This is a genomic window from Octadecabacter algicola, assembly GCF_021532625.1.
GTDB lineage: Bacteria > Pseudomonadota > Alphaproteobacteria > Rhodobacterales > Rhodobacteraceae > Octadecabacter > Octadecabacter algicola.
In genome coordinates this window covers 169,561-191,954 of sequence record NZ_JAKGAR010000001.1, presented here as the reverse complement: position 1 = coordinate 191,954, position 22,394 = coordinate 169,561, and the positions used below count along the sequence as shown (strand labels likewise).

The following is a 22,394-nucleotide window of genomic DNA, read 5'->3' as shown; positions in this document are numbered from 1 at the left end:
CTCACCGCGAACTAGGGCAGAAAATTGTCCCCAAAACGTTGAAAACACGATTTGTTAACTATTTGGTAAATTTTGCCAGCCCGCTCGCCAAGGCCCGCCCCCAAAAGTGCTTGGATCGCCCAACCTGCAAAGCTTTCGCTTGATCCTACAGTGCACCTTTGTATAAGGCCCCTTCATCCCGCAGCTTTTATGAACTGCGCAGTCTCTCGTGGGCGAGAGTGGGATGTTTAGTCCTCGCCCTTTGAAATGCGCCGAGAACAGAACGGAGTCACCATGCCACTATATGAGCATGTGTTTATTGCGCGTCAGGACTTGTCCAACACGCAAGCAGAAAGCCTCATCGAACACTTCTCCACAGTGCTTGCAGACAACGGCGGTAAAGTCGTTGAAAGCGAATACTGGGGCGTCAAAACGATGGCTTACAAAATCAACAAGAACCGCAAAGGCCACTATGCCTATTTGCGCTCTGACGCAGCTGCCCCAGCGATCCAAGAAATGGAACGCCTGATGCGCCTGCACGAAGACGTTATGCGCCTTCTGACCATCAAAGTGGACGAGCACGAGGAAGGTCCCTCAGTGCAAATGCAAAAGCGTGACGAGCGACCAGATCGCCGCGAACGCCGCTAATCCACCAGATAAAGAAAGGACCATAAGTCATGGCTACTAAACCATTTTTCCGCCGTCGTAAGTCCGATCCATTTGAGGGCGACAACGCTCCTAAGATCGACTACAAAGACACACGGACACTTCAGCGCTACATCTCTGAGCGCGGCAAGATCGTTCCATCCCGTATCACCGCTGTCGGTGCAAAAAACCAACGTGCTTTGGCACGCGCAATCAAACGCGCACGGTTTTTGGCCCTGCTGCCTTACGCTGTTAAGTAAAGGAAAATTCCAATGGATGTTATCCTTCTAGAACGCGTCGCAAAGCTTGGTCAGATGGGCGAAGTTGTCTCAGTAAAACCAGGTTACGCACGCAACTTCTTGTTGCCACACGGCAAGGCCCTGCGCGTCAACGAAGCCAACATGGCTGCGTTCGAAGCACAGAAAGCCCAGCTCGAAGCACGCAACCTCGAAACCAAGAAAGAGGCCGAAGCACTTGCGGCCAAACTCGATGGTGAAACTTTCATCGTGATTCGCTCTGCGTCTGACGGCGGCAACCTTTACGGCTCCGTCACAACTCGCGACGCGGCTGACGCTGCAATCGAAGCTGGTTTCACAGTTGATCGTAAACAAGTCGTACTTATCGAGCCTATCAAAGAGCTTGGTATCCACGATGTGCTGGTCAAACTGCACCCAGAGGTTGATGCGACGATCAAGTTGAACGTTGCTCGTTCCACTGAAGAAGCTGAACTTCAGGCCGCTGGTAAATCCGTAGCCGAACTGGCTGCAGAAGAAGAAGCAGCCGCTGAATTTGAAATTCAGGAACTGTTCGACGATATCGGCGCAGCCGGTATGGAAGACTTCGGTGACGACGCACCTGCCGCCGAAGAAGCACCTGCTGAAGAAGCTTCCGAAGAAGACTAAGTCTTCCTTCGTTGAAAACATATAAGGCCGCTCCGATCTCGGGGCGGCCTTTGTCGTTGGACGCTTAAGTTTCTCGACTCCCAACGGATGTTGTTACAGTCTCGTTGCACAACGACCTTAAGACTGGGTTCAACTTCATTCAAAGGGGCACATCATGTCATTCACACTCTCTCGTCGCGGATTCCTCTCTGGAACCGCTGGCCTTATCGCCATGCATCCTTACTCGGTACGTGCGCAAACCAATCAAGCACACCTGCGCATCATGGAAACAACGGATTTGCACGTCCACGTCTACCCGTATGACTACTATTCGGATCGTGCCATCGACACCGTTGGCCTAGCCCGCACGGCGTCGATCATTCAGGACGTTCGCGCAGAATCAACAAACTCAATCCTCCTGGACAACGGTGACTTCCTTCAGGGGAACCCGATGGGTGACTACATCGCCTATGAACGTGGCATGGATGGCGACGTGACCCACCCTGTAATCACAGCGATGAACACTCTGGGCTTTGACGCCTCCACATTGGGCAACCACGAATTCAACTATGGCCTCGGCTTCCTTGAAAAATCTCTCGCGGGTGCTGGCTTCCCTGTGGTTTGCGCGAACGTCGCCAAATCCTTGGGCGCCTCCCCCACCGAAGACGATACGCTTTTGCCTCCCTATGTGATCCTTGAGCGGGTCCTTACAGACGGATCAGGGGAAACCCATCCCATCAAGATCGGCCTTATCGGCTTTGTCCCGCCTCAGGTTATGAACTGGGACCGTCGCCACCTCGAAGGCAACGTGCAAGCGCGTGACATTCTTCAGGCCGCCCGCGCTTGGGTACCACAAATGCGCGAAGCGGGCTGTGACATCGTCATTGCCCTCTCCCACTCGGGGATCGGCAGCGCCGACGAAGAAGACGGCATGGAAAATGCTTCTGTGCCATTGGCTGCCGTTGACGGGATCGACGCAATCTTGACTGGCCACAGCCACCTCGTCTTCCCGTCCTCCACCTACGCCGACTTTGCAGGTGCTGATGTTGAGGCTGGTACATTGCATGGCAAACCAGCTGTCATGGGCGGGTTTTGGGGCAGCCACATGGGCCTGATTGATTTGATGTTGGAACGGGACGGATCTGGCTGGCGCGTTCTATCCCACACGTCCGAGGCTCGCCCAATTTCGCAGCGCAACGAAGACCGCTCTGTGACTGCCTTGGTCGAAGACTTTCAACCGGTCCTCGATGCCGTCGCGACTGACCACGAAGAAACCCTCGCATACGTGCGCCGCGCCGTTGGCAAGACGGATGCGCCGCTACACAGCTACTTCGCGCTTGTGGCCGATGATCCGTCCGTCCAAATCGTGTCGAACGCGCAGATGTGGTACATTGAACAGATGATGGTCGGCACCGAACACGAAGGCCTGCCGATCCTTTCTGCGGCCGCTCCGTTCAAGGCAGGCGGGCGTGGCGGACCTGAATATTACACAGATGTCGCGATCGGCGATGTGGCGATTAAAAACGTCGCCGACCTTTACTTGTACCCAAACACGACCCGCGCCGTTCGTGTGACAGGCGCGCAGGTCAAAGACTGGCTCGAACGCTCTGCGGGTATGTTCAATCAGATCGAAGCAGGCGCACAAGACGCAATTCTGCTGAACCCTGAGTTTCCGTCTTACAATTTTGATGTCATCGACGGTGTTACCTACCAAATCGACCTCAGCCAGCCGTCCAAATTCGACCGCGACGGCGCTGTGATCAATGAGGGTGCAAATCGGATCGTGAATTTGATGTTTGAAGGTCAACCAATCGACATGGCCGCTGAATTCATCATCGCCACCAACAACTACCGCGCCGGTGGGGGCGGTAGTTTCCCCGGTGCATCAGCGGAAACAACCGTGTTTGAAGGGCCAGACACCAATCGCGACGTCATTGTGCGCTACATCGTCGATCAGGGCACCGTGAGCCCACAAGCCGACGGCAACTGGACGTTTGCCCCAATGGACGGCACCACCGTCTTGTTTGAAACCGGCCCCGCTGGCGAAGCCTACGCCGCCGACGTTCCGGGCGTGACCATGGAGGCCGCAGGCCAAAGCGACAGCGGCTTCTCTCTGTTCCGCATAACTCTCTAACTCCGGTTACGAAACCTTGGCCGCTCCCTTGTTGGGGCGGTCGATCTATCGATCAAACGTCTCAAGCGTTAGCGTGCCCTCGCACGCCGTCTGCTCCGTTGATCCGATCCAGACATGTAACGGGCCATCGCTTGCGCCCCAAACGGTCACCTCTTCGCGGCCATTCGCAGTATCACCGAAATACCAAACGCCCCGACTGTCTTGCACAGCCAACACTGGGCTACATTCGGCCTCTGCCATGACCATAAGAATATGTGGCCCCATTGTATCTAGCTCAAACCGAGCAGTCGCCGCCAAGGGCAAGAACCCCTTTACCCGATCATCGCTAAGCCCATTTAAAGCCCACGCTCCGCACGGCACCACATGTTCACCAGTCGCGCGCACATCCCAGCTTTGAGGGGCAATGAGATCGGGACCAGACGCCTCAAAGAACGGGGCGTCTAGGGACGGGTCAGGACAATCTGCAAAAACAGGGCCTGCGCAAAGAGCGAAAAATGCAGCGATATGTTTCATACCGACAATCCTACATTCGAACGTGATGGTGTCGAATCCCGGACGAACACAATTTGGTTAACCGATCGCGAGGCCAGCGTTCGCGCCCCCCATCACTTCAGCAACGCAAAAGGGCCGCCCTCAACATTGAAGGCGGCCCTTTGCGTTCGTTTGGTCCGGTCACCTTAGTTGAAAGTCTCAAGCGTCAGAACAGCGTTACACGTCTGACCATCAAACGTCCCGACCCAAACATCGAGAACGCCATTACCCGGATTGCCAATATCCAAACGTGGATCCGCATTCCCGTTGCTGTCGTCATCGTAATACCACTGCGTATCCGCTGTATTGGCCAGCAAAACCGAGTCACAATTGCTTTTGACATCAATAACGATGCGGTAGCCATTCATGCCGCTCAGGTCGAACGAGAAATCCGGCTCCGTAATTACGAACCCATCAACGCCGGACGCAAATCCACACCGTTGGAGATTGTTGTCACCACCCGCGACGACATTGAATTGACGGGGCGAAAACAACTGCCCCCCAGTCGAGTTATACACTTCATTTCCCCAAAGTGTGTAATCGGGACACGCCTGAGCCGTCCCAACAAAACCAAAGCACGTAATGAAAACAGCAAATAAAAATTTCATGTTACTCCCCAATTCTAAATGCGTGACGTAAGGGTAACCTCATATCGGGAGAATTCACAGCGTTTCTGGATGCGGCAAAGGTCAGGTTTACCGTAGTTCGCCCCTACAAACGCAAAAAGGCCGCCCTAGATGGACGGCCTTTTCACTAATATTGGCGAGAAGCTTAAGCTTCTTCGAGCGCTTCAACTGCCTTTTGCAGGTCGTCCTTGGACACTTCTTTTTCTTTCAGCGATGCGCCTTCAAGAACGTGGTCCACAACTTTGTCTTCAAACAAAGGTGCGCGGATTTGCTGCTGCATCTGAGCGTTTTGCTGAACGAATTCAAAGAACTGGCGCGCTTGGTTTCCGTACTGGCGCGCTTGGTTCATCACAGCTTGTGTGAATTCCGCGTCAGATACCTGAACTTCAGCTTTCTGACCGATTTCAGCCAACAATAGGCCCAGCTTTACACGGCGTTCTGCAAGTTTTGTGTGCTCTTCTGTGGTCTCGATCTCAGGGTGATCGTGGCCTTCAACTTCAGGGTTTTCTTCGTGCCACAGCTGGTGAGCAATCTGGCCAGCTTCAGCTTCAACCAAGGATGGTGGCAGCTCGAAGGAAACCTTTTTGTCCAGTGCATCAAGAAGACCACGCTTGGTCACAGCACGTGCTGCGCCTGCATATTCTTCTTCCAGTTTGTCGGAAATTTGACCTTTCAGGCCAGCAAGATCTTCTGCACCGAACTGCTTTGCCATCTCGTCGTTCAACTCAGCCGCTTTAGGCTCCAGAACGTTGTGGATCTTGCATTCGAAAACAGCTTTTTTGCCAGCAAGGTGCTCGGCATTGTAGTCTTCTGGGAAGGTGACTTCGACGTCTTTCTCTTCGCCAGCTTTCACACCAACAAGGCCTTCTTCAAAGCCAGGAATGAATTGACCGGAACCGAGAACCAATGTGTGGCCTTCCGCCGCGCCGCCTTCAAAAGCTTCGCCGTCAACTTTACCAAGGAAGTCAAATACAACCTGATCGCCGTCTTTTGCTTTGGAACCCTTTTTGCGGTCCTCGAAGTTCTGTGCGGTTTCAGCCAAAGACGCCAAAGCTTCGTCAACAGATGCTTCGTCCGCTTTAACAACCATCTTTTCCAATTTGATGTCGGAGAAGTCGACTTCTGGGATCGCAGGCAGTGCTTCGTAGGAAACTTCTACGACAACATCATCGCCTTCTTTCCAGTCTTCGTTGGACATTTTCATTTCTGGCTGCATCGCAGGGCGATCGCCGGAAGTTTCGAGGTGCTTGTTCATTGCGCCATCGACAGCTTCTTGCATCGCTTCGCCAAGAACCTTTGGACCGAATTGCTTTTTCAGCATCGGCATTGGTACTTTACCTTTGCGGAAACCCTTCATCTCAATCTCAGGCTGCGCCTCTTTGAGCTTGTCGTTTACTGTCGCATCCAGCTCGGCAGCTGTAACTGTGATCTCATAGCCGCGCTTCAGGCCATCGTTCAGGGTCTCTTTAACCGACATGGTTTCGTCCTTTTCCATTCGAACAGCCCTACCCTTGGTAGGACTAAGTAATCTTGGTGCGGGTGAAAGGACTTGAACCTTCACGCCTTGCGGCGCCAGAACCTAAATCTGGTGCGTCTACCAATTCCGCCACACCCGCACGATATAAAGGGAACGCAACCGCGTTCCCCTTAAGTTGGGCACCTCCTAGCAAAGTGTCTGGAGGGATGCGAGAGGAAAACACGCTTCTCCCCCTACGTTTTCGCGAATTCTTTGGATTTTTTTGCAGTGTCCCAAAAGACTCACCTTTTGAATGACATGTAATGACACCACAATTGTCCTGTTCGTAACGCTTTCTTGCCATATTCTCTTGCGAAACACTGAGGCAGACAAATTAGCTGAGAGCGAGAAACGCCATGCACCTGGGACAAACAACAGAATTTAAAGACCGCATCGCGGCCGTATCCAAAGCCGCTAACGTTGCAGGCCTTGCTGCCGGAACGACTGTTATGACACTCGACGGCGAACTTCCTGTCGAACACCTGAACGCTGGCGACCGTGTAATTACACGTGACGCAGGCATGTCAGTTCTGCGCGAAATCCGCAGCCACGAAGTTTATGTCGCCTCTATCCAAATCAAAGCCGGCTCCTTGGGCCACACACGCCCACAGGACGATCTACTTGTCGGGCCGGATACACTTGTTCACATCCGTGACTGGCGTGCCAAAGCGCTGTTCGGCGCTGATGTTGCAACAGTTAAGGCAAAGCGCTTGATCGATGGTGAATTTATCTCCGAACAAGACGCAACAAAAATGACAGTTTATGAACTGATTTTTGATCGCCAGCACATCCTTTATGCTGACGGCCTCGAAGTGGCGTCTGCCGCGGTTTAAAACCTAAGGCCAACCGCTTTCACATTGTCTAATTGAATTTAGCGCAGCTCTTAACGGGGCTGCGTTTTTCTTTGGGGGCCCTCATAGGGGGCCTCAAAGCCCCAGAGCGCGAAACACTTTAGGCAGTTCTTCTGGCAAATCTTCGGCAATCAACCCTGCCCCAAAACTTAGCGCGCATTCCGTATGCAAATACGCGCCAGATTCTGCAGCCTGATGCGGCGCGAACCCGCGCGCCATCAGCCCTGTGATGAACCCTGCCAACACATCCCCCGACCCCGCCGTCGCCAACCAAGGCGCCGCACGCTCATATGCGCTCGAATTGATCGAACAACGCCCGTCAGGGCTGGCAATCACTGTATCCGGCCCTTTGAACAACACCGTGCATCCTGCACGCTTTGCGGCGTCTCTAGTAGCGTCTACCTTGGAATAGGCTGGGCCAGTGGTTGCTGGCGCGGTGAGTTTCTCGGAAATATCAGGAAACAGCCGCGCAAACTCGCCCGCATGGGGCGTCAGCACGCATTTATCATGCAACTTTCCAAATAAAGATTGATCCGAAGCGATCAGTGTCAACGCATCCGCATCAAGAACAACCGCACGCCCACTTTCTAACACAGTATCGATCAGCTCGCTCTTGTCATCCGTCAGCCCCAATGCAGGGCCAATACACAACGCATTGATCCTCTGATCCTCCAGCACCCGCACCAAAACACCCGCATCTCCAATCCGTCGCACCATCACCGCCGTTACATGGCTCGCGACCTCCATCTGGGCGCTTGGCGGCACCCCCAAAGTTACGACGCCAGCCCCAATCCGCGAGGCCCCACGTGCGGCAAGACGGGCCGCCCCCGTTTGGGCAGGACCACCAGACAAAATTAGTGCGTGCCCGTGAGAAAACTTGTGCCCACCCCGTTTTCGCAGAAAAAATTTGTCCCACGCAACGTCTATTGATTTGACCCGGGATTTCCGGTTCTTTGGCAGCCCGATATCCACTAATGTGATCTTGCCCGCCGCTTGGGCACCTTCATTTAAAAAGTGACCGACCTTCATTTTGTGAAAAGTCACTGTCAATTCGGCCACAATTCGGATCGACTCCAATCGCCCCACGGGGTCATTTGGGATCAAGACCTTACCGCTATCTGAACAAATTCCGGAAGGTAAATCGACAGAAACAACAATAGGACAAAATGCTGGCCTCTCTAAAACTGGAATTCCATGACCCGCGTCATAACAGTCAATAACATCCATAAGGGTTTGCCGAAGATCCTTGTCATCAAACGGCCGACCTAATCCTGTTCCAAACAGGGCGTCTACGATAACATTGACGCCTCGGGTCGATGGCTCCACACCGTTTATGAGCGCTGCGACCTCACCCACTTCGCACCACCGCTCATAGTTCCTTTTTGCATCCGGCGGCAGTTTCTCTGCGTCCCCATACAAAAACACATCAACGTCCCATCCGGCGTCCCGCAACAGCCGCGCGACAACAAACCCGTCGCCGCCGTTGTTACCCGGCCCGCATAGAATCACCGCGCGAAACGATCCTTCGGCCAGGTCTGGCCACTCGGAAAACACTGCATCAACAACGCCTTGCCCCGCACGCTCCATCAGTTCCAACCCTGTGACGGACCCACTCTCAATTGCGGCGGTCTCAATGGCGCGCATTTGGGCGGCTGTTAACAATTCAGTCATTTCCTTGACCTTCCGCGATTCAATTTCGCTCAATCCTGCATCATTTTGCCTATTTTTTAGGCAGCCCCATTGGAATCGCCATGGGACTCAGGCCCCTAATACCCTACCGAATTGTAGCCCCCGCATAGAAGTGGTCTGACCCATATGAAATCATAAAACCGAGGGAGTCGCGGCCATGAAGAAAATCGAAGCGATCATCAAGCCGTTCAAATTGGACGAAGTGAAAGAAGCGCTCCAAGACGCAGGCATTCAAGGCCTTAGTGTCGTGGAAGTCAAAGGGTTCGGCCGCCAAAAGGGTCACACAGAACTTTACCGTGGCGCCGAATATGTCGTCGACTTCCTGCCAAAGGTTAAGATCGAGGTCGTTCTGGCCGACGATCAAGTTGACGGCGCAATCGAAGCCATCATCACCGCCGCCAAAACCGACAAAATCGGTGACGGCAAAATTTTCGTTTCCGACGTCAGCCATGCGATCCGTATCCGCACCGGCGAAGAAGGTGACGAAGCGTTGTAAAAGCCGGGTGCCTTAGCGCCCATGCTCTGAGCAATTCCAACTCCAACACTATCCATGGAAAGAAGACTGATATGTCAGCCAACAAAGATCTCGTCAAAAGAATCAAAGATGAGGAAATCGAATACGTCGATATCCGTTTCACAGACCCACGCGGTAAACTGCAGCACGTTACGCTGATCTCCGATGAAGTTGATGAAGACTTCCTCGAAGACGGCTTCATGTTCGACGGTTCTTCCATCGCGGGTTGGAAAGCCATCAACGAATCCGACATGAAACTGATGCCGGACGCTGAAAGCGCGTACCTCGATCCGTTCTATGCTGAAAAAACAATCTGTGTTCACTGCTCCGTTGTTGAGCCAGACACAGGCGAAGGCTACGCACGTGACCCACGCGGCACAGCAGAGCGTGCAGAAGCTTACCTGAAATCCACAGGCATCGGCGACACATCCTTCTGGGGTCCAGAAGCTGAATTCTTCCTGTTCGACGACGTGCGCTACTCCGTAGGCATCAACAAAGTCGGCTACGAAGTCGATGCGATCGATGCGTCTTGGAACACAGACACTCAGTACGAAATGGGCAACACGGGCCACCGTCCTGGCGTTAAGGGCGGCTACTTCCCTGTTAACCCAATTGATGACGCACAGGACATCCGTTCTGAAATGCTCTCCACTATGAAGCGCCTCGGCATGAAGGTCGACAAGCACCACCACGAAGTGGCGTCCTGTCAGCACGAGCTGGGCCTGATCTTTGGCACACTGACTACCCAAGGTGACGAACTTCAGAAATACAAATACGTTGTTCACAACGTAGCACAAGCATACGGCAAGTCCGCGACATTCATGCCAAAGCCAATCGCTGGCGATAACGGCACAGGCATGCACGTGAACATGTCCATCTGGAAAGATGGCAAGCCATTGTTCGCAGGCGACAAATACGCTGACCTGTCTCAGGAAGCTCTGTACTTCATCGGTGGTATCCTGAAGCACGCCCGCGCCCTGAACGCGATTACAAACCCATCCACAAACTCTTACAAGCGTTTGATCCCGGGTTTCGAAGCACCAGTTCTTCGTGCGTACTCTGCGTCTAACCGTTCCGGTTGTGTTCGTATTCCTTGGACAGACTCCCCGAAAGCCAAGCGCGTTGAGGCTCGTTTCCCTGATCCAGCAGCCAACCCATACCTCTGCTTTGCAGCTTTGCTGATGGCTGGCCTTGACGGCATCAAGAACAAGATCGACCCAGGTGCGGCGTCTGACAAAGATCTCTACGATCTGCCACCAGAAGAGCTCGCAGAAATCCCAACTGTTTGTGGCTCCCTGCGCGAAGCGCTCGAAGCTCTCGAAGCAGACATGGACTTCCTGCTTGCTGGCGACGTGTTCACAAAAGACCAGCTTCAGGGCTACATGGATCTGAAATGGGAAGAAGTGTACGAATACGAACACACTCCACACCCTGTTGAATTCAAGCTGTACTACAGCTGCTAATTCAAAGACTTACAGTCTTCAAAGGGCGTCCCTCGGGGCGCCCTTTTTCCGTGCGCCCTCCCCCGTGAACTCAATCCTGCCACGATTAGAACGCTAAGTTTCCCTAACGCTAACCTCATGTTGACCCACTTATGGTCCACGGTGCCGTCATGAGTAGTGTTTCAAAATATGTATCCCCCTCCAAGACAACACCCCAAACCAATGGGGTTTGTCTGCATCGGAACTCCGAGATTCCGTCGTCCGCGATCCGCGCGGGTGCGTCCACAATGCCATCTGCATGGGCCGCTGACGGCAATGACGGAAAATCGACCTTTAGGTCCGGATCAGATAAAGTCCGCAGCTTTGCTGACATCGCGATGGATCCGTTTCGCTGGATGACATCTTCAAAGGCTCACATGATCGCCTCTGCTTTGGCACTTGGCGTCGTGGCCTCAGTCGTATTTCTATTCTAGCGCCCCGCTCAAACTCAATCCTCAAATAACCGCCTTAAGACAAGGCGTTAGTCCGTTTTCACAACTGTCGTGTGGATGACAAAAGCAACAGCATCCGGCTGTGGCAGGCGAAGTATCGTTTGACGTTCGCTGCGCATATAGGGCGCATCTGATTTTCCAACCGGCCGCGGATCGTTCTCAAGGCGCGGTTGATAGAGAGCCGCATCATCATATCGTAGCGCATTGGCTCGCCAAATAGGCCGTTCGGCCTGCACACCGTCAAACAAGCGCTGAACACGGGTCGCGATCTGTGCATCATACTCGGGTACGGGTTCGTGTATTGCAATCAGTGGCTTGCCAATCTTCTGGGCCAAAGTCCAACTGGCAGGAAAACACAATACAGCCCCCGTCAGCACATGTTCATCGCCACGTTTTTCCAAGATACACACGTCCTGCTGCAGAATTTGCCCGACAGACCAAAGCGGAGCATCCCATTCTAAGGTGACCTGAACCCCATCGGGGCACGTAACCTGCCCCCCATCAACCTGAAACCCATCCGGCAGGACCTCCAAAGCCATCGCCAAAAATCCCCGAGAAGCAGCTAAACCTTCCGGCAATTGAGCGTAAACATCTCGTTCTTGGGTCTGCAAAAGGTGCCGCTTTAGCACCATCTGTGCGCCGTAGGCATCATCATGAAACAGCCAATCCCCGATCACGGGGCGAACCGCGGGCAAACGCGCAGCGGCAACGTCCAACTGCCCATTAGGCATCTTGGCTTGCAAAATCATGTTCAATTCTATGGCCATCTGCCCCACTTTCTCATGTCGCTTTCAGACCTGACAGACGAATCTCTCGGCTCCAAAGTTAGCTTAACGAATGAGGCTTCCTATGAACCAGCGTTACAGTGAAACACGTAAAATCGATCCAAGCCGTGGTTTAACTTTGGGCGACGGCAGCCCGAATGACAATGACCGCACAGAAATCGGCCCTACCCAACTGGCCCTAAAAGAGTGGGAGGCCGCAGGGCTTATCCTCCCCAATCTCGAAGCAATGCGTGCCTATCGTCTGAATCGCTTGACCCAAGACATCGTGAAACGTGGCTATGGAGGCGTGTTGATGTTTGACCCACTCAACATTCGCTACGCGACCGACAGCACCAACATGCAGTTGTGGAACACCCACAACCCATTCCGTGCAGTGCTGGTCTGCGCCGATGGCTATATGGTTATCTGGGATTACAAGAACGCGCCATTCCTTAGCAAATTTAACCCTTTGGTTCGCGAACAGCGCTCAGGCGCGTCGATGTTTTACTTCAGCAATGGCAACAAGGGCCAACAAGCCGCCAGCAGTTTCGCCGACGAAGTTCTCGACCTGATGAGAGAACATGCAGGCGACAACAGGCGCCTTGCGGTTGATAAAATCATGGTCGACGGGCTGCGCGCCCTTGAAGCACGCGGATTTGAGGTCATGGAAGGCGAAGAAGTCACCGAACACGCGCGTTCCATCAAAGGGCCCGACGAAATACTCGCCATGCGCTGTGCCAACCACGCATGTGAAACATCCGTGAAGGCGATGGAAGACTTCGCTCGGGCCCATATGGGCGATGGCGTGACGTCGGAAGACGACATCTGGGCGGTCCTGCACGCTGAAAACATCAAGCGCGGCGGCGAATGGATCGAAACACGACTGTTAGCGACAGGGCCACGCACCAACCCGTGGTTCCAAGAATGCGGCCCGCGCATCCCAAACCACAACGAAATCCTTGCCTTTGATACAGATCTTATCGGCAGCTACGGCATCTGCATCGATATCAGCCGCACTTGGTGGATCGGCGACAAAAAACCACGCAATGATATGATCGAGGCCATGAAACATGGTGTGGAACATATTGAAACAAATATGCAAATGCTTAAGCCAGGGGTGAACATCCAAGACCTAAGCAAGAATACACATGTTCTCGACGCTAAGTACCAGAAACAGAAATACGGCTGTTTGATGCACGGCGTGGGCCTATGCGATGAATGGCCTTTGGTCGCCTACCCTGACAAGATGGTGGAGGGTGCCTTTGATCATGAACTTGAGGCCGGAATGGCGATCTGCGTTGAGGCACTTGTCTCCCCCGAGGGCGGTGATTTTTCGATCAAGCTCGAAGATCAGGTTTTGATCACCGAGGACGGCTTTGATAATTTAACAACATACCCACACGATGACGCGTTGATGGGCCGTTAGGGCAGCTCGATCCCTGCTAAAAGGCCAAAATGGTCTGAGCCAAGCTGCGGGCGCACCGTCAACGCACCTTGCCCGCCCGTCGCCAAAACATGATCAATCCCAAGCGGGTATCCGAAAAAATCATAGGTTCGCACCCATGGACCCACCCGTTGCGTTTCGGTTGCGTCTTCGATCCACGCCATACTGCGCCCAGACGCGACCATATTAAAATCACCGCCAATGACGGTGGCCTGTTTGGGATCAAGGACCATCTCGTCCAGCCACGCAGTAACTTGCTGTTGCTGGGAGCGCGGCCAAGGCCAAAACAGATGCACTGACGCGACCTGCACCAACACGCCACTCACCTCGGTGCTCACCACTCCAAATCCAGGTTGGTTCGCACATGTCTCTTGCGTAAAGGGCGTTCGCGACAGCACCGCGACAACTCCAACTTCATGCGCATTGCACAGCAATTGATATGGGTAGTCGTCGCGCAACGCGCCCAACATGGGCGTGTTTGCATGACTGACCTCCTGAAGCGTCACCACATCCGCACCTGATTCTCGAATGTCAGCGATCAATTCTGTCCGATCACTCGGCAGAAACAGCATGTTCTTTTGATAAATACTGATATCGGGCTGCAACGCAGGGTCGCCCGATGGGACCAGCCCTGCCCCATACCACAGCGCAACAAGGCAGACGGAAACAACCAAGGCCTGTGCAACGCGCCACCGCCAGACCAAAACACAAACACCCAATGAACCAAGCAAAATAACGGGTCGAAAAACAGCCAAACTGTCACCAAGCCCATGTATGTCACCCGCAAACGACATCGCAAAAACGATACCCGCGCAGATAACCAAACTACGCCCAATCAGTTGCCACATATCTCACCTCTGCGTGACGAAGCCGTCACATCTCTTGCAGGTCTTTTGCCCCGCGTCCACGTTAAGGGCAACCAAAGGAATTGCCCCATGCCCACAGAGCGTTTCACCTTCCCCGGCCATGATGGTGGCCAGCTGTCTGCACGTCTGGATCTGCCCGACGGTCCGCATCTTGCGACGGCCCTATTTGCGCATTGTTTCACCTGTTCAAAAGACATCCCCGCAGCGCGCCGCGTCGCCGCGCGATTGGCGGGCCTTGGCATTGCAGTGCTTCGATTTGATTTCACGGGGCTCGGCCATTCGGAAGGTGAATTTGAAAACACAAACTTCACCACCAATGTGCAGGATCTTGTGACGGCTTGTGCAGAACTGGATAAACGCAACATGACCCCGTCGCTGCTGATCGGGCATTCTCTCGGCGGTGCGGCAGTCCTCAAAGCAGCTGCCGAGATGGACAGCATCAAAGCTGTCGCCACCATCGGCGCGCCGTTTGATCTGGAACATGTGACCCATAACTTTGCACACGCCCTGCCTGACATCATGCGCGACGGCATCGCAGAGGTATCGCTTGGCGGCCGGTCTTTCCGCATTTCCAATGATTTCCTCGAGGATGTCGCAAAAGGCGAACTTACGCCGGCAATCGCAAACCTGAACGCAGCACTGCTTGTTCTTCATGGCCCACGCGACGCCACAGTTTCGATCGATAATGCATCCGAAATCTTCCTTGCGGCCAAACATCCGAAATCTTTCGTGACGCTGGACAACGCGGACCACCTGCTCAGCAACGCCGAGGATGCAGAATACGCCGCAGACGTCATCGCCACGTGGGCTGCGCGTTACCTCGACCTGCGCCGCCCTGCGCCCCCTATTGGCACCCCCGAAGGCGTGCTGCGCGTGTCGGAGGCCGATCCGAATGGCTATCTACAGGACATCCACTCAGGTCCTCACCATGTTCTTGCAGATGAACCGGCGGCCTACGGTGGAACCAACAAGGGACTTACTCCTTATGGGTTCCTTTCAGCGGGCCTCGGGGCCTGTACGTCGATGACGATCCGTATGTACGCCCGTCGCAAGGGCTGGCCACTGGATCACGTCTCGGTTGATGTGACCCATGACAAAGTCCACGGCCAAGACGCGGGCGCAGAGACAAAGGCAAAGATTGACCGGTTCGTACGCACCATCACGCTGACCGGTGATCTGGACGAAACCCAACGCAAACGCCTGTTGGAAATTGCAGACCGCTGCCCTGTGCACCAAACGTTGGAACGCTCGAACCATATCGACACAAAACTGGCCTAAGCCGCTATTGGTTCAGGTCCAGCAAAGATACCTACAAAAAGAAAGAGGCGCGGAGCATTGCTCCGCGCCTCTCAATTTCTAAACCGTCGCAGATATTAGCCGCGGGCTTTGCCGATAAATTTCCAGACAGCTGGAACCAAAAGCGCAGCCAGCACAAGCTTCAGCGCATCACCGATAAGGAATGGTGTGATGCCCCACTCAAGTGTCTGAGCCCAGCTTTCAGCGAAACCGTTCAACCATAGAAGGCCCGGGATGTAGATCAGCGCGTTGCCGACCAGCATAGCCAAAGCCATCTGCAGAACATTGCGGTCCCAGCCTTTGCGCGCAGCAAAACCAAGAGCAAGCGTCGCCAGAACGTACCCAACAAGATAGCCGCCTGTGCCGCCCATCATGTATGTCAGGCCAGCTTTCTCACCGGCGAAAACAGTCGCACCCATCGCACCCAGTGCAAGGTAGCCAAGGATCGTTACCAAACCCAAACGCGCGCCGTATGCTGCACCGATGGTCAAGATACCGAATGTACCCATTGTGATTGGAACAGGATTGCCCGGCAGGAACACTTGAATTTTTGCCAACGCAGCCATGGCTGCAATCCCGGCAACAACCAAAAGAGCCTGCTTTACGCGCAATGCGGCGCCTTCGTTCGCGCCAAAGGCCTCTGTCAGCACTTTATCATTCATTGTCATTGTCGTTGTCATCAGAATTCTTCCCTTTTCAGTCCGTGTTGGGGCCTTGAATGCCTTAGCAGGTTCGTTTCTGCAAGTGCGAAGGCTCTTGTTAGCGCGAACACATTTCATAGATCGTTACGGATCGGTAGTCTTTACGAGGCCCCTTAACGTTCCAAGTGACTGACCATAAGGGCCAATCTGAAACCTCATAACCTCCGCGATACATATCTTCTCCGCACAAGTGTTCGCTCGCCAAACCACCCGACTGCGGATCAAAATCATGAAAAGCCCGTCCATCCTCAAAGCTTACCCAAATCCTGTCGCCCGCCTGTTGCCATAGATAACTGCGCTCAGCCTCAAAGCGCTGCCCATTGACGATCAGTCCCCCCGTCTCGCGGTAGGTTGCGCCCTCTGCCGTCGCCGCGATCACCGCCTGCCCGTCAAACTGGGACCGCGCCTCGGCCCTGTGATCGGCGATCTCGCGCGTGACCTTATAAACACCTAGGAAATCCGAAATTGTACGCATTGCCTTATCAATCCCTTTTGTCCGGCCCTTGTGACCTGAACGCCTGCACCTTATGACGCCCCCAATACCTATTTGCACCCTGAAGAAAAGGCCGCCGCCATGATCCCTCGCTATGCCCGCCCCGTGATGACCGACATTTGGGAGCCCGCTACCAAGTTCAAAATCTGGTACGAGATCGAGGCCCACGCCTGTGACGCCATGGCCGACATCGGCGTCATCCCTCGCGAAAACGCGGATGCGGTCTGGAAAGCCAAGGATGTTGAATTCGACGTAGCACGGATCGACGAAATCGAAGCTGTAACAAAACACGACGTGATCGCGTTCCTGACACACCTTGCAGAACATGTCGGCAGCGACGAAGCCCGCTTCGTGCACCAAGGCATGACATCCTCTGACGTCTTGGACACTTGTTTCAACGTTCAGCTTGTTCGCGCAGCAGACATTCTTGTTGCTGACCTCGAAGGTCTCCTCGCTGCGCTAAAGAAACGCGCCATGGAACACAAAATGACTGTTCGCGTCGGCCGCAGCCACGGTATCCACGCAGAACCAACAACAATGGGCCTGACGTTCGCGCGGTTCTATGCGGAAATGGATCGCAACCTTGCACGTCTGAAACTCGCCCGCGAAGAAGTTGCCACTGGCGCGATCTCTGGCGCGGTTGGCACATTTGCCAACATCGACCCAGCTGTCGAAGAACATGTTTGCGAAAAGCTGGGCCTCTCACCTGAACCGATCAGCACACAGGTCATCCCGCGTGATCGCCACGCGATGTTCTTTGCAACGCTCGGTGTGATTGCGTCGTCTATCGAAAATGTCGCAACTGAAATCCGCCACATGCAACGCACCGAAGTTCTGGAAGGCGCAGAGTTTTTCTCAATGGGCCAAAAAGGGTCCAGCGCGATGCCGCACAAGAAGAACCCAGTTCTGACAGAAAACCTCACCGGACTTGCCCGCCTTGTGCGGATGACCGTGATCCCCGCTATGGAAAACGTCGCCCTGTGGCATGAACGCGATATTTCGCATTCCTCCGTGGAACGCGGCATTGGCCCAGACGCGACTGTAACACTTGATTTCGCGCTTAGCCGTTTGACAGGCGTTATCGAGAAAATGTTGATCTTCCCTGACAACATGCTCGACAACATGAACAAGTTTCCGGGATTGGTTATGTCTCAGCGCGTGCTTTTGGCCCTGACACAAGCTGGCACATCGCGCGAAGACGCCTATTCGATGGTGCAGCGCAACGCGCTGAAAGTGTGGGAACACCGCACGGATTTCCAAGAAGAGTTGCTTGCGGATGAACAAGTGGTTGCCGCCTTGGGCGTCGATGCCATCAAGGAAAAGTTCGACCTTGGCTACCACACCAAACACGTCGACACGATTTTTGCCCGCGTATTTGGCGAAACGTCCTAACGATCAGCAAAACCTTCCATGGGCCCCTAAAAACACAACACGTGGGCCCATGGACTGCTAAGCATTTACGCCGCCGTCATTTGCAAGACATTGTTCGCGACTTGCTTGTGGCGTGCCGCGATCGCCATGACAGCGTATTTGTGACCATCATCCCCGTTCTCATAGGGTTCTCCCAGCAGTTCCGCACCATAACCCAACCGCTTCAATGCGCGCAGAAGCCATAGGTTTGACAGTGATATCAACGTGTCAGCGCCTTCTTTGTTGGCCATCTCAATCAGCCCTTCGACGATAAGATCAAGGCACTGTGTCCGCATGCGCATCGAATTCACCTCTGGTGCGATCACCAATCGAGTGCATTCCCAAACCTTTGGACTGTCGATTACGTCGGTCAGCAGATCACTGGGGATCGTATCCAGTTTCCCCGTCATAGCGTCCTTGAGCATATAGGTGTGATCGCCCCAAACCGCTGACGTAGACATCGCGCGCGCGCCTGCAAGAACCCGTCCCTCATCATCGAGAACTAGGGAATAGCGGGCCATGGGGTTATCGTATTGGTCCATCTCGACCTCCGCATTATGCGGGATTTGCCAATGCAGCGCATCGACAAAGAATTGTTTGCGTAATGCAAGGTAATCAAAAAACGAAGATCCGTACTGGTGGACGTTAGACAATTCAAAGGTGACATTTTTCATAGAGACTCTCCTATTTGGAGAGTCCATTTAGCGCTCTGAACAATCGTTTGTTAACTAATAAACCGTTTCGAGATTAGAATTAATCCAGAATGGTTCCCGAAGAGCGCCCGTTAACTATTTGTTAATAAATTAAAATAGCTCAGAATAAGCCAAATTCTGCAGCCATTGCAGCAGCTTGCGCCGATGTTTGTGCGTTCAATTTGGTTTTTGCATTCTTAAGGCGCTGCTTAACGGCCCCTTCAGAAACGCCCAAGTCATAAGCAATTTGCTTCAACCGCATTCCCTCTTTCACCATTTTCAGTGCTTCCAGCTCTGCATTGGTGAGATTCGTTGGCGGTGCTTTCTCGTGATGACGTTTAAGAACATAGGCGTACAAAGCGTCGATCTCGAGCTTATCAAATTCACGGTCAGACCGTGCAAACGTACCGAATGACCTTTGCCCTTCTCGGTTACCGTCAAAACAGGCGACCGCAACACCGTATCGCAGCCCAAAAGTCTGGGCCTGATCCAGCACGCGCATAGGATCGGGGAGTTCAATCCCGCTCCACGCGATCGCTCCAGTATTAGCGTAAATCCAACGGATTACGGGATCATGCAGCATAAAACGGTGGGTCGTGTAGTGTTCAGCCCAAGCGACCGGAAGCGCATTCACTTCTTCCAATGGAAATGCAAAACCGACCCGCAACGCTATATAATAGCCAGTCGTAGCAAGAGAACTCACTTCCTCATGTGAAGACAGGTTCATCAAGATCCGGGCACCTCAATCGGCCAATTGAAACAATTGTCACTGTCATTCTGCATTAAAAACACCTACCATTCAAACCACTGACTGTGAACGCACCTTAGTCCAGCCAGTTGGAGCTTAGCAACTTGAAAGCGAGTATACACAGGAATGTCAAACACATCAAAAATCAGGGAAATTCTCGAAACAGTTGAGACCTTGTCTCCGGCTGGGTTTGCGATTGCATTTCACATCCGCTTAACCTCCCCTGACTTTCTGTTCCAAACTTATGCCAAGGAATGGACCGACCTGTACTCAGAAAAAGGCTACGTGATGGTCGACCCCATCGTTCGTTGGGGGTTCACTGAAACAGGATCCATACGTTGGTCATCCCTTGGTGAGTATGACGATCATAACGTTCTGGAACAGTCACTTGCATTTGGCATGACCTACGGCGTTGCAATTGCCACAGAAACCAATGGCAGCCGCAGCTGTGCCGGTTTCTCTCGCGGTGATCGTGAATTCACGGATGATGAAATCGCTGTTCTCAGCGCTCACGTCCAAGATCTTCATGATCTTACGGCCTCAAACACCGGCATGGGCGACAAAATGCGCCAAGAATTGCAGGCGCTCTCGATCAAGATGACCCACCCAGGCACAACCAAGGGTTGATATCCTGCAAATACCTTGTGCGCCCGCCTCTCAGCGAATTACCTTGAAACGACTGTGAATCGCCCCCAGAACGCCGCAAATTTACGGATTCACGAAGCCCTGTTAAGCCCCCATTCACCTAAACCGTGCTAAAACTGCTCCAACTTTCAACAGGAGCGCGCAGTTTGTCGAGTACGATGCCTCAGGCCACCACACCCGTTTTGCCGCGTTCACGTAAGGCAGCAATGGTCGTTCAGCTTTTATTGCGCGATGGCGGGGACCTCCCCCTCAGCCAATTGCCCGAAGCCGCACAAGCCCGTTTGACCCGCGAACTCGGCGGCCTGAACATCATTGACCGGGAGACATTAAAGAACGTGGCGATCGAATTTGCGGCCGAGCTTTCCGATGTCGCCCTTACGGCCCCCGGCAGTGTCGAAGCCGCTCTCAAATCCCTCGACGGACGAATTTCCGCATCAACGGTCGCAAGACTGCGCGAAGAGGCCGCCGCCCAAAACGGCAGCGATCCATGGGCGATTGTCCTCGAATTGACGGCCGATGAAATGGTGCCGATCACCGCCGCCGAAAGCCCCGAAGTCTCGGCCATACTGCTATCTAAACTCCCAACATCAAAAGCAGCCACGCTGCTTGGCCTCGTTCCGGGGGAAACGGCACGTCGCATTGCTTTTTCCATGTCTAAGACTTCAAACATTCGGGCAGACGCAATCGCGCGGATCGGGACAGGGTTGGCACAGCACTATTGTGGTGCCGCCCTGCCCGCCTTTAGCGAAACCGCTGAAAGCCGCGTGGGCGCGATTCTTAATTCCAGCCCTGCGGCAACTCGCGAACAAGTTCTCGAAGGGCTGCTTTCCGAAGATCCAAGTTTCGGCGAAGGCGTGCGCAAAGCCATCTTTACGTTCGCAGACATCCCTGCCCGCCTAGCTGTACCCGACGTTCCGAAAATCCTACGTGACATCGACTCCAGCGATCTGGTGCGTGCCTTGGCCTCAGCCGCAGCCACCGGCGGTCCGTTGGCCGTAGCGGCGAACTACTTGCTGGACAACATGTCCAATCGAATGGCCGATAACCTGCGCGAAGAGATGGGCGAAGCCGGTAAAATTAAACTCTCGGATGCAGAAGCGGCCCAAAATGCTGTTGTTACAGCTATCCGAGCCGCAGCTGATGCAGGTACGATAACGTTAATTGTTGATGGTGACGACGATTAGCCTCGATGCCCTTAACGTAAGACCGCTGTCGCCAAAATGTTGCGAGGGCCACGCGTTTGCACGATCACGGCGACTGCTCCATTACCGCTCAGCCGAACGGTTTGGTCCAAGCCTTCGCGGCCACCCCATTCGCCAACGACCTGCCAATCCGTAACGATATTCGCGTATCGGATAGACCGCCCTTGGTTTTCGCCGCGACCAATATCAACGGTCTGCTCTGGATCGAACCGGACCACTTGAACCATCGCAGCGCTATCAAATGGCCGCGGTGAAGTTCCGGTGATCCGCAACTGATTACCCTGAAGCTCGGCTGCAACCTGCACGCCAGTTTGGGCGGCGCTGTGGCGTCGGATCAGGTCAGACACCTCCATCGGCTTTGTCCCGATGACGTGATCCCGCCCTGCAATTACCATTTGTGGTGTATAGATCGTGCTGTCGCCTGCAGCATGCGCATATTGCTGTTGGCGCCGTGTAAAGGCGGGGCTGCCAAAAGTGTCGGCCCAGCCAATGTAGTCCCAATAGTCAACATGAAGAGCGAGCGCGAGAACATCCGAACGTGCAGCAAGTTCCAGCAGAATCGCATCCGCCGGAGGGCAACTTGAACAGCCTTGCGAGGTATATAGTTCGACGACGACAGGGCCATCCGCCACGGCGGGGGTGGCAAATGCAATGCATGAGGCGAGGGCAGCAAAGGTTTTACGCATGGGGATTCCTAGTTTCGTTGTCCTTGCCTAACCCAGTCAGACCTAACAGGCCAATCAACCGTTTGCGATGGGCTGTTACAATTGTGTGGAACACAGTAAACACGTGACAATTAAGCGCATAAAATTCAGGGAAAACGGGCCTTGGCAA

Annotated in this window: 24 protein-coding genes and 1 tRNA gene; 13 read left to right on the top strand and 12 right to left on the bottom strand. The window is 53.8% G+C overall.

Annotated elements, in window-relative coordinates; translation table 11 throughout:
• Nucleotides 1-273 precede the first annotated feature (273 nt).
• The 4 genes from rpsF to L0666_RS00840 all read left to right on the top strand — a co-directional run bounded on the left by rpsF (nt 274) and on the right by L0666_RS00840 (nt 3,639).
• Nucleotides 274-627, top strand: coding sequence for a 30S ribosomal protein S6 (gene rpsF / locus L0666_RS00855; protein WP_235257163.1), 354 nt, complete (start codon nt 274-276; stop codon nt 625-627).
• 29 nt (nt 628-656) lie between these two features.
• Nucleotides 657-884 (top strand): 30S ribosomal protein S18, encoded by a 228-nt coding sequence (gene rpsR / locus L0666_RS00850; RefSeq protein ID WP_093993249.1) that lies wholly within the window; start codon nt 657-659, stop codon nt 882-884.
• Between the two features lie 12 nt (nt 885-896).
• Nucleotides 897-1,526 (top strand): 50S ribosomal protein L9, encoded by a 630-nt coding sequence (gene rplI, locus L0666_RS00845; protein WP_235257161.1) that lies wholly within the window; start codon nt 897-899, stop codon nt 1,524-1,526.
• A gap of 154 nt (nt 1,527-1,680) precedes the next feature.
• Nucleotides 1,681-3,639 (top strand): bifunctional 2',3'-cyclic-nucleotide 2'-phosphodiesterase/3'-nucleotidase, encoded by a 1,959-nt coding sequence (locus tag L0666_RS00840; protein ID WP_235257159.1) that lies wholly within the window; start codon nt 1,681-1,683, stop codon nt 3,637-3,639.
• Nucleotides 3,640-3,684: 45 nt separating this feature from the next.
• On the opposite strand, the gene L0666_RS00835 is transcribed toward L0666_RS00840, so the two are convergent.
• The 4 genes from L0666_RS00835 to L0666_RS00820 all read right to left on the bottom strand — a co-directional run bounded on the left by L0666_RS00835 (nt 3,685) and on the right by L0666_RS00820 (nt 6,412).
• Complete coding sequence (locus L0666_RS00835; RefSeq protein ID WP_235257157.1) at nt 3,685-4,152, bottom strand: hypothetical protein; 468 nt, start codon at nt 4,150-4,152, stop codon at nt 3,685-3,687.
• Between the two features lie 164 nt (nt 4,153-4,316).
• On the bottom strand, nt 4,317-4,778 hold the full coding sequence (locus L0666_RS00830; protein ID WP_235257155.1) for a hypothetical protein: 462 nt from the start codon (nt 4,776-4,778) through the stop codon (nt 4,317-4,319).
• Between the two features lie 163 nt (nt 4,779-4,941).
• Nucleotides 4,942-6,273, bottom strand: a complete 1,332-nt coding sequence (gene tig, locus L0666_RS00825; protein WP_235259532.1) for a trigger factor — start codon at nt 6,271-6,273, stop codon at nt 4,942-4,944.
• Nucleotides 6,274-6,327: 54 nt separating this feature from the next.
• Nucleotides 6,328-6,412: transfer RNA gene (locus L0666_RS00820), tRNA-Leu, on the bottom strand.
• A gap of 256 nt (nt 6,413-6,668) precedes the next feature.
• Between L0666_RS00820 and L0666_RS00815 the strand changes: the two genes are divergently transcribed.
• Nucleotides 6,669-7,145, top strand: coding sequence for a Hint domain-containing protein (locus L0666_RS00815; protein ID WP_235257153.1), 477 nt, complete (start codon nt 6,669-6,671; stop codon nt 7,143-7,145).
• A 93-nt stretch (nt 7,146-7,238) separates the two neighbouring features.
• Here L0666_RS00815 and L0666_RS00810 read toward each other — a convergent pair whose 3' ends face one another.
• Complete coding sequence (locus tag L0666_RS00810; protein WP_235257151.1) at nt 7,239-8,834, bottom strand: NAD(P)H-hydrate dehydratase; 1,596 nt, start codon at nt 8,832-8,834, stop codon at nt 7,239-7,241.
• A 175-nt stretch (nt 8,835-9,009) separates the two neighbouring features.
• Here L0666_RS00810 and L0666_RS00805 point away from each other — a divergent pair, with 175 nt between their 5' ends.
• From L0666_RS00805 to L0666_RS00795, 3 genes are all read left to right on the top strand, one after another.
• Nucleotides 9,010-9,348, top strand: a complete 339-nt coding sequence (locus L0666_RS00805) for a P-II family nitrogen regulator (protein WP_216037260.1) — start codon at nt 9,010-9,012, stop codon at nt 9,346-9,348.
• A 71-nt stretch (nt 9,349-9,419) separates the two neighbouring features.
• Nucleotides 9,420-10,829, top strand: a complete 1,410-nt coding sequence (glnA, locus tag L0666_RS00800; protein WP_235257149.1) for a type I glutamate--ammonia ligase — start codon at nt 9,420-9,422, stop codon at nt 10,827-10,829.
• Between the two features lie 149 nt (nt 10,830-10,978).
• Nucleotides 10,979-11,281 (top strand): hypothetical protein, encoded by a 303-nt coding sequence (locus L0666_RS00795; protein WP_235257147.1) that lies wholly within the window; start codon nt 10,979-10,981, stop codon nt 11,279-11,281.
• 47 nt (nt 11,282-11,328) lie between these two features.
• On the opposite strand, the gene L0666_RS00790 is transcribed toward L0666_RS00795, so the two are convergent.
• The gene (locus L0666_RS00790) at nt 11,329-12,066 is read right to left on the bottom strand and encodes a heme-dependent oxidative N-demethylase family protein (RefSeq protein WP_235257145.1); all 738 of its coding nucleotides are present in this window, start codon (nt 12,064-12,066) and stop codon (nt 11,329-11,331) included.
• Nucleotides 12,067-12,148: 82 nt separating this feature from the next.
• Between L0666_RS00790 and dddP the strand changes: the two genes are divergently transcribed.
• Nucleotides 12,149-13,489: a dimethylsulfonioproprionate lyase DddP gene (dddP, locus tag L0666_RS00785; protein ID WP_235257143.1), complete on the top strand. Its 1,341-nt coding sequence runs from the start codon at nt 12,149-12,151 to the stop codon at nt 13,487-13,489.
• Here dddP and L0666_RS00780 read toward each other — a convergent pair.
• Nucleotides 13,486-14,355, bottom strand: coding sequence for an endonuclease/exonuclease/phosphatase family protein (locus L0666_RS00780; RefSeq protein ID WP_235257141.1), 870 nt, complete (start codon nt 14,353-14,355; stop codon nt 13,486-13,488). The genes dddP and L0666_RS00780 overlap by 4 nt on opposite strands.
• A gap of 87 nt (nt 14,356-14,442) precedes the next feature.
• On the opposite strand from L0666_RS00780, the gene L0666_RS00775 reads away from it, so the two are divergent.
• Nucleotides 14,443-15,651 (top strand): bifunctional alpha/beta hydrolase/OsmC family protein, encoded by a 1,209-nt coding sequence (locus tag L0666_RS00775; RefSeq protein WP_235257139.1) that lies wholly within the window; start codon nt 14,443-14,445, stop codon nt 15,649-15,651.
• A 95-nt stretch (nt 15,652-15,746) separates the two neighbouring features.
• Here the strand turns inward: L0666_RS00775 and L0666_RS00770 are convergent, their stop codons facing one another.
• Both L0666_RS00770 and L0666_RS00765 read right to left on the bottom strand, forming a co-directional pair.
• A complete protein-coding gene (locus L0666_RS00770; protein ID WP_235257137.1) occupies nt 15,747-16,349 on the bottom strand; it encodes a biotin transporter BioY in 603 nt (200 codons plus the stop codon).
• Between the two features lie 79 nt (nt 16,350-16,428).
• The gene (locus L0666_RS00765) at nt 16,429-16,845 is read right to left on the bottom strand and encodes a DUF6314 family protein (protein ID WP_235257135.1); all 417 of its coding nucleotides are present in this window, start codon (nt 16,843-16,845) and stop codon (nt 16,429-16,431) included.
• A gap of 99 nt (nt 16,846-16,944) precedes the next feature.
• On the opposite strand from L0666_RS00765, the gene purB reads away from it, so the two are divergent.
• Nucleotides 16,945-18,255 carry an adenylosuccinate lyase gene (purB, locus tag L0666_RS00760; RefSeq protein ID WP_235257134.1) on the top strand — a complete coding sequence of 437 codons (1,311 nt, stop codon included), beginning with the start codon at nt 16,945-16,947 and terminating at the stop codon, nt 18,253-18,255.
• A 65-nt stretch (nt 18,256-18,320) separates the two neighbouring features.
• On the opposite strand, the gene L0666_RS00755 is transcribed toward purB, so the two are convergent.
• Both L0666_RS00755 and L0666_RS00750 read right to left on the bottom strand, forming a co-directional pair.
• Nucleotides 18,321-18,947 carry an acyl-homoserine-lactone synthase gene (locus tag L0666_RS00755; protein WP_235257132.1) on the bottom strand — a complete coding sequence of 209 codons (627 nt, stop codon included), beginning with the start codon at nt 18,945-18,947 and terminating at the stop codon, nt 18,321-18,323.
• A 139-nt stretch (nt 18,948-19,086) separates the two neighbouring features.
• Nucleotides 19,087-19,692 carry a helix-turn-helix transcriptional regulator gene (locus tag L0666_RS00750; protein WP_418887965.1) on the bottom strand — a complete coding sequence of 202 codons (606 nt, stop codon included), beginning with the start codon at nt 19,690-19,692 and terminating at the stop codon, nt 19,087-19,089.
• A gap of 147 nt (nt 19,693-19,839) precedes the next feature.
• On the opposite strand from L0666_RS00750, the gene L0666_RS00745 reads away from it, so the two are divergent.
• Both L0666_RS00745 and L0666_RS00740 read left to right on the top strand, forming a co-directional pair.
• Nucleotides 19,840-20,340 carry an autoinducer binding domain-containing protein gene (locus tag L0666_RS00745; RefSeq protein WP_235257128.1) on the top strand — a complete coding sequence of 167 codons (501 nt, stop codon included), beginning with the start codon at nt 19,840-19,842 and terminating at the stop codon, nt 20,338-20,340.
• Between the two features lie 164 nt (nt 20,341-20,504).
• On the top strand, nt 20,505-21,542 hold the full coding sequence (locus tag L0666_RS00740; RefSeq protein WP_235257126.1) for a FliG C-terminal domain-containing protein: 1,038 nt from the start codon (nt 20,505-20,507) through the stop codon (nt 21,540-21,542).
• Nucleotides 21,543-21,553: 11 nt separating this feature from the next.
• Here L0666_RS00740 and L0666_RS00735 read toward each other — a convergent pair whose 3' ends face one another.
• On the bottom strand, nt 21,554-22,246 hold the full coding sequence (locus L0666_RS00735; protein ID WP_235257124.1) for a DUF1223 domain-containing protein: 693 nt from the start codon (nt 22,244-22,246) through the stop codon (nt 21,554-21,556).
• Nucleotides 22,247-22,394: the final 148 nt, after the last annotated feature.

What these genes read in the sequence shown, in the direction of transcription:
- rpsF (WP_235257163.1), top strand. Translation starts at nt 274, where the DNA reads ATGCCACTATATGAGCATGTGTTTATTGCGCGTCAGGACTTGTCCAAC.
- rpsR (WP_093993249.1), top strand. Translation starts at nt 657, where the DNA reads ATGGCTACTAAACCATTTTTCCGCCGTCGTAAGTCCGATCCATTTGAG.
- rplI (WP_235257161.1), top strand. Translation starts at nt 897, where the DNA reads ATGGATGTTATCCTTCTAGAACGCGTCGCAAAGCTTGGTCAGATGGGC.
- L0666_RS00840 (WP_235257159.1), top strand. Translation starts at nt 1,681, where the DNA reads ATGTCATTCACACTCTCTCGTCGCGGATTCCTCTCTGGAACCGCTGGC.
- L0666_RS00835 (WP_235257157.1), bottom strand. Translation starts at nt 4,152, where the DNA reads ATGAAACATATCGCTGCATTTTTCGCTCTTTGCGCAGGCCCTGTTTTT.
- L0666_RS00830 (WP_235257155.1), bottom strand. Translation starts at nt 4,778, where the DNA reads ATGAAATTTTTATTTGCTGTTTTCATTACGTGCTTTGGTTTTGTTGGG.
- tig (WP_235259532.1), bottom strand. Translation starts at nt 6,273, where the DNA reads ATGTCGGTTAAAGAGACCCTGAACGATGGCCTGAAGCGCGGCTATGAG.
- L0666_RS00815 (WP_235257153.1), top strand. Translation starts at nt 6,669, where the DNA reads ATGCACCTGGGACAAACAACAGAATTTAAAGACCGCATCGCGGCCGTA.
- L0666_RS00810 (WP_235257151.1), bottom strand. Translation starts at nt 8,834, where the DNA reads ATGACTGAATTGTTAACAGCCGCCCAAATGCGCGCCATTGAGACCGCC.
- L0666_RS00805 (WP_216037260.1), top strand. Translation starts at nt 9,010, where the DNA reads ATGAAGAAAATCGAAGCGATCATCAAGCCGTTCAAATTGGACGAAGTG.
- glnA (WP_235257149.1), top strand. Translation starts at nt 9,420, where the DNA reads ATGTCAGCCAACAAAGATCTCGTCAAAAGAATCAAAGATGAGGAAATC.
- L0666_RS00795 (WP_235257147.1), top strand. Translation starts at nt 10,979, where the DNA reads ATGAGTAGTGTTTCAAAATATGTATCCCCCTCCAAGACAACACCCCAA.
- L0666_RS00790 (WP_235257145.1), bottom strand. Translation starts at nt 12,066, where the DNA reads ATGGCCATAGAATTGAACATGATTTTGCAAGCCAAGATGCCTAATGGG.
- dddP (WP_235257143.1), top strand. Translation starts at nt 12,149, where the DNA reads ATGAACCAGCGTTACAGTGAAACACGTAAAATCGATCCAAGCCGTGGT.
- L0666_RS00780 (WP_235257141.1), bottom strand. Translation starts at nt 14,355, where the DNA reads ATGTGGCAACTGATTGGGCGTAGTTTGGTTATCTGCGCGGGTATCGTT.
- L0666_RS00775 (WP_235257139.1), top strand. Translation starts at nt 14,443, where the DNA reads ATGCCCACAGAGCGTTTCACCTTCCCCGGCCATGATGGTGGCCAGCTG.
- L0666_RS00770 (WP_235257137.1), bottom strand. Translation starts at nt 16,349, where the DNA reads ATGACAACGACAATGACAATGAATGATAAAGTGCTGACAGAGGCCTTT.
- L0666_RS00765 (WP_235257135.1), bottom strand. Translation starts at nt 16,845, where the DNA reads ATGCGTACAATTTCGGATTTCCTAGGTGTTTATAAGGTCACGCGCGAG.
- purB (WP_235257134.1), top strand. Translation starts at nt 16,945, where the DNA reads ATGATCCCTCGCTATGCCCGCCCCGTGATGACCGACATTTGGGAGCCC.
- L0666_RS00755 (WP_235257132.1), bottom strand. Translation starts at nt 18,947, where the DNA reads ATGAAAAATGTCACCTTTGAATTGTCTAACGTCCACCAGTACGGATCT.
- L0666_RS00750 (WP_418887965.1), bottom strand. Translation starts at nt 19,692, where the DNA reads ATGAACCTGTCTTCACATGAGGAAGTGAGTTCTCTTGCTACGACTGGC.
- L0666_RS00745 (WP_235257128.1), top strand. Translation starts at nt 19,840, where the DNA reads ATGTCAAACACATCAAAAATCAGGGAAATTCTCGAAACAGTTGAGACC.
- L0666_RS00735 (WP_235257124.1), bottom strand. Translation starts at nt 22,246, where the DNA reads ATGCGTAAAACCTTTGCTGCCCTCGCCTCATGCATTGCATTTGCCACC.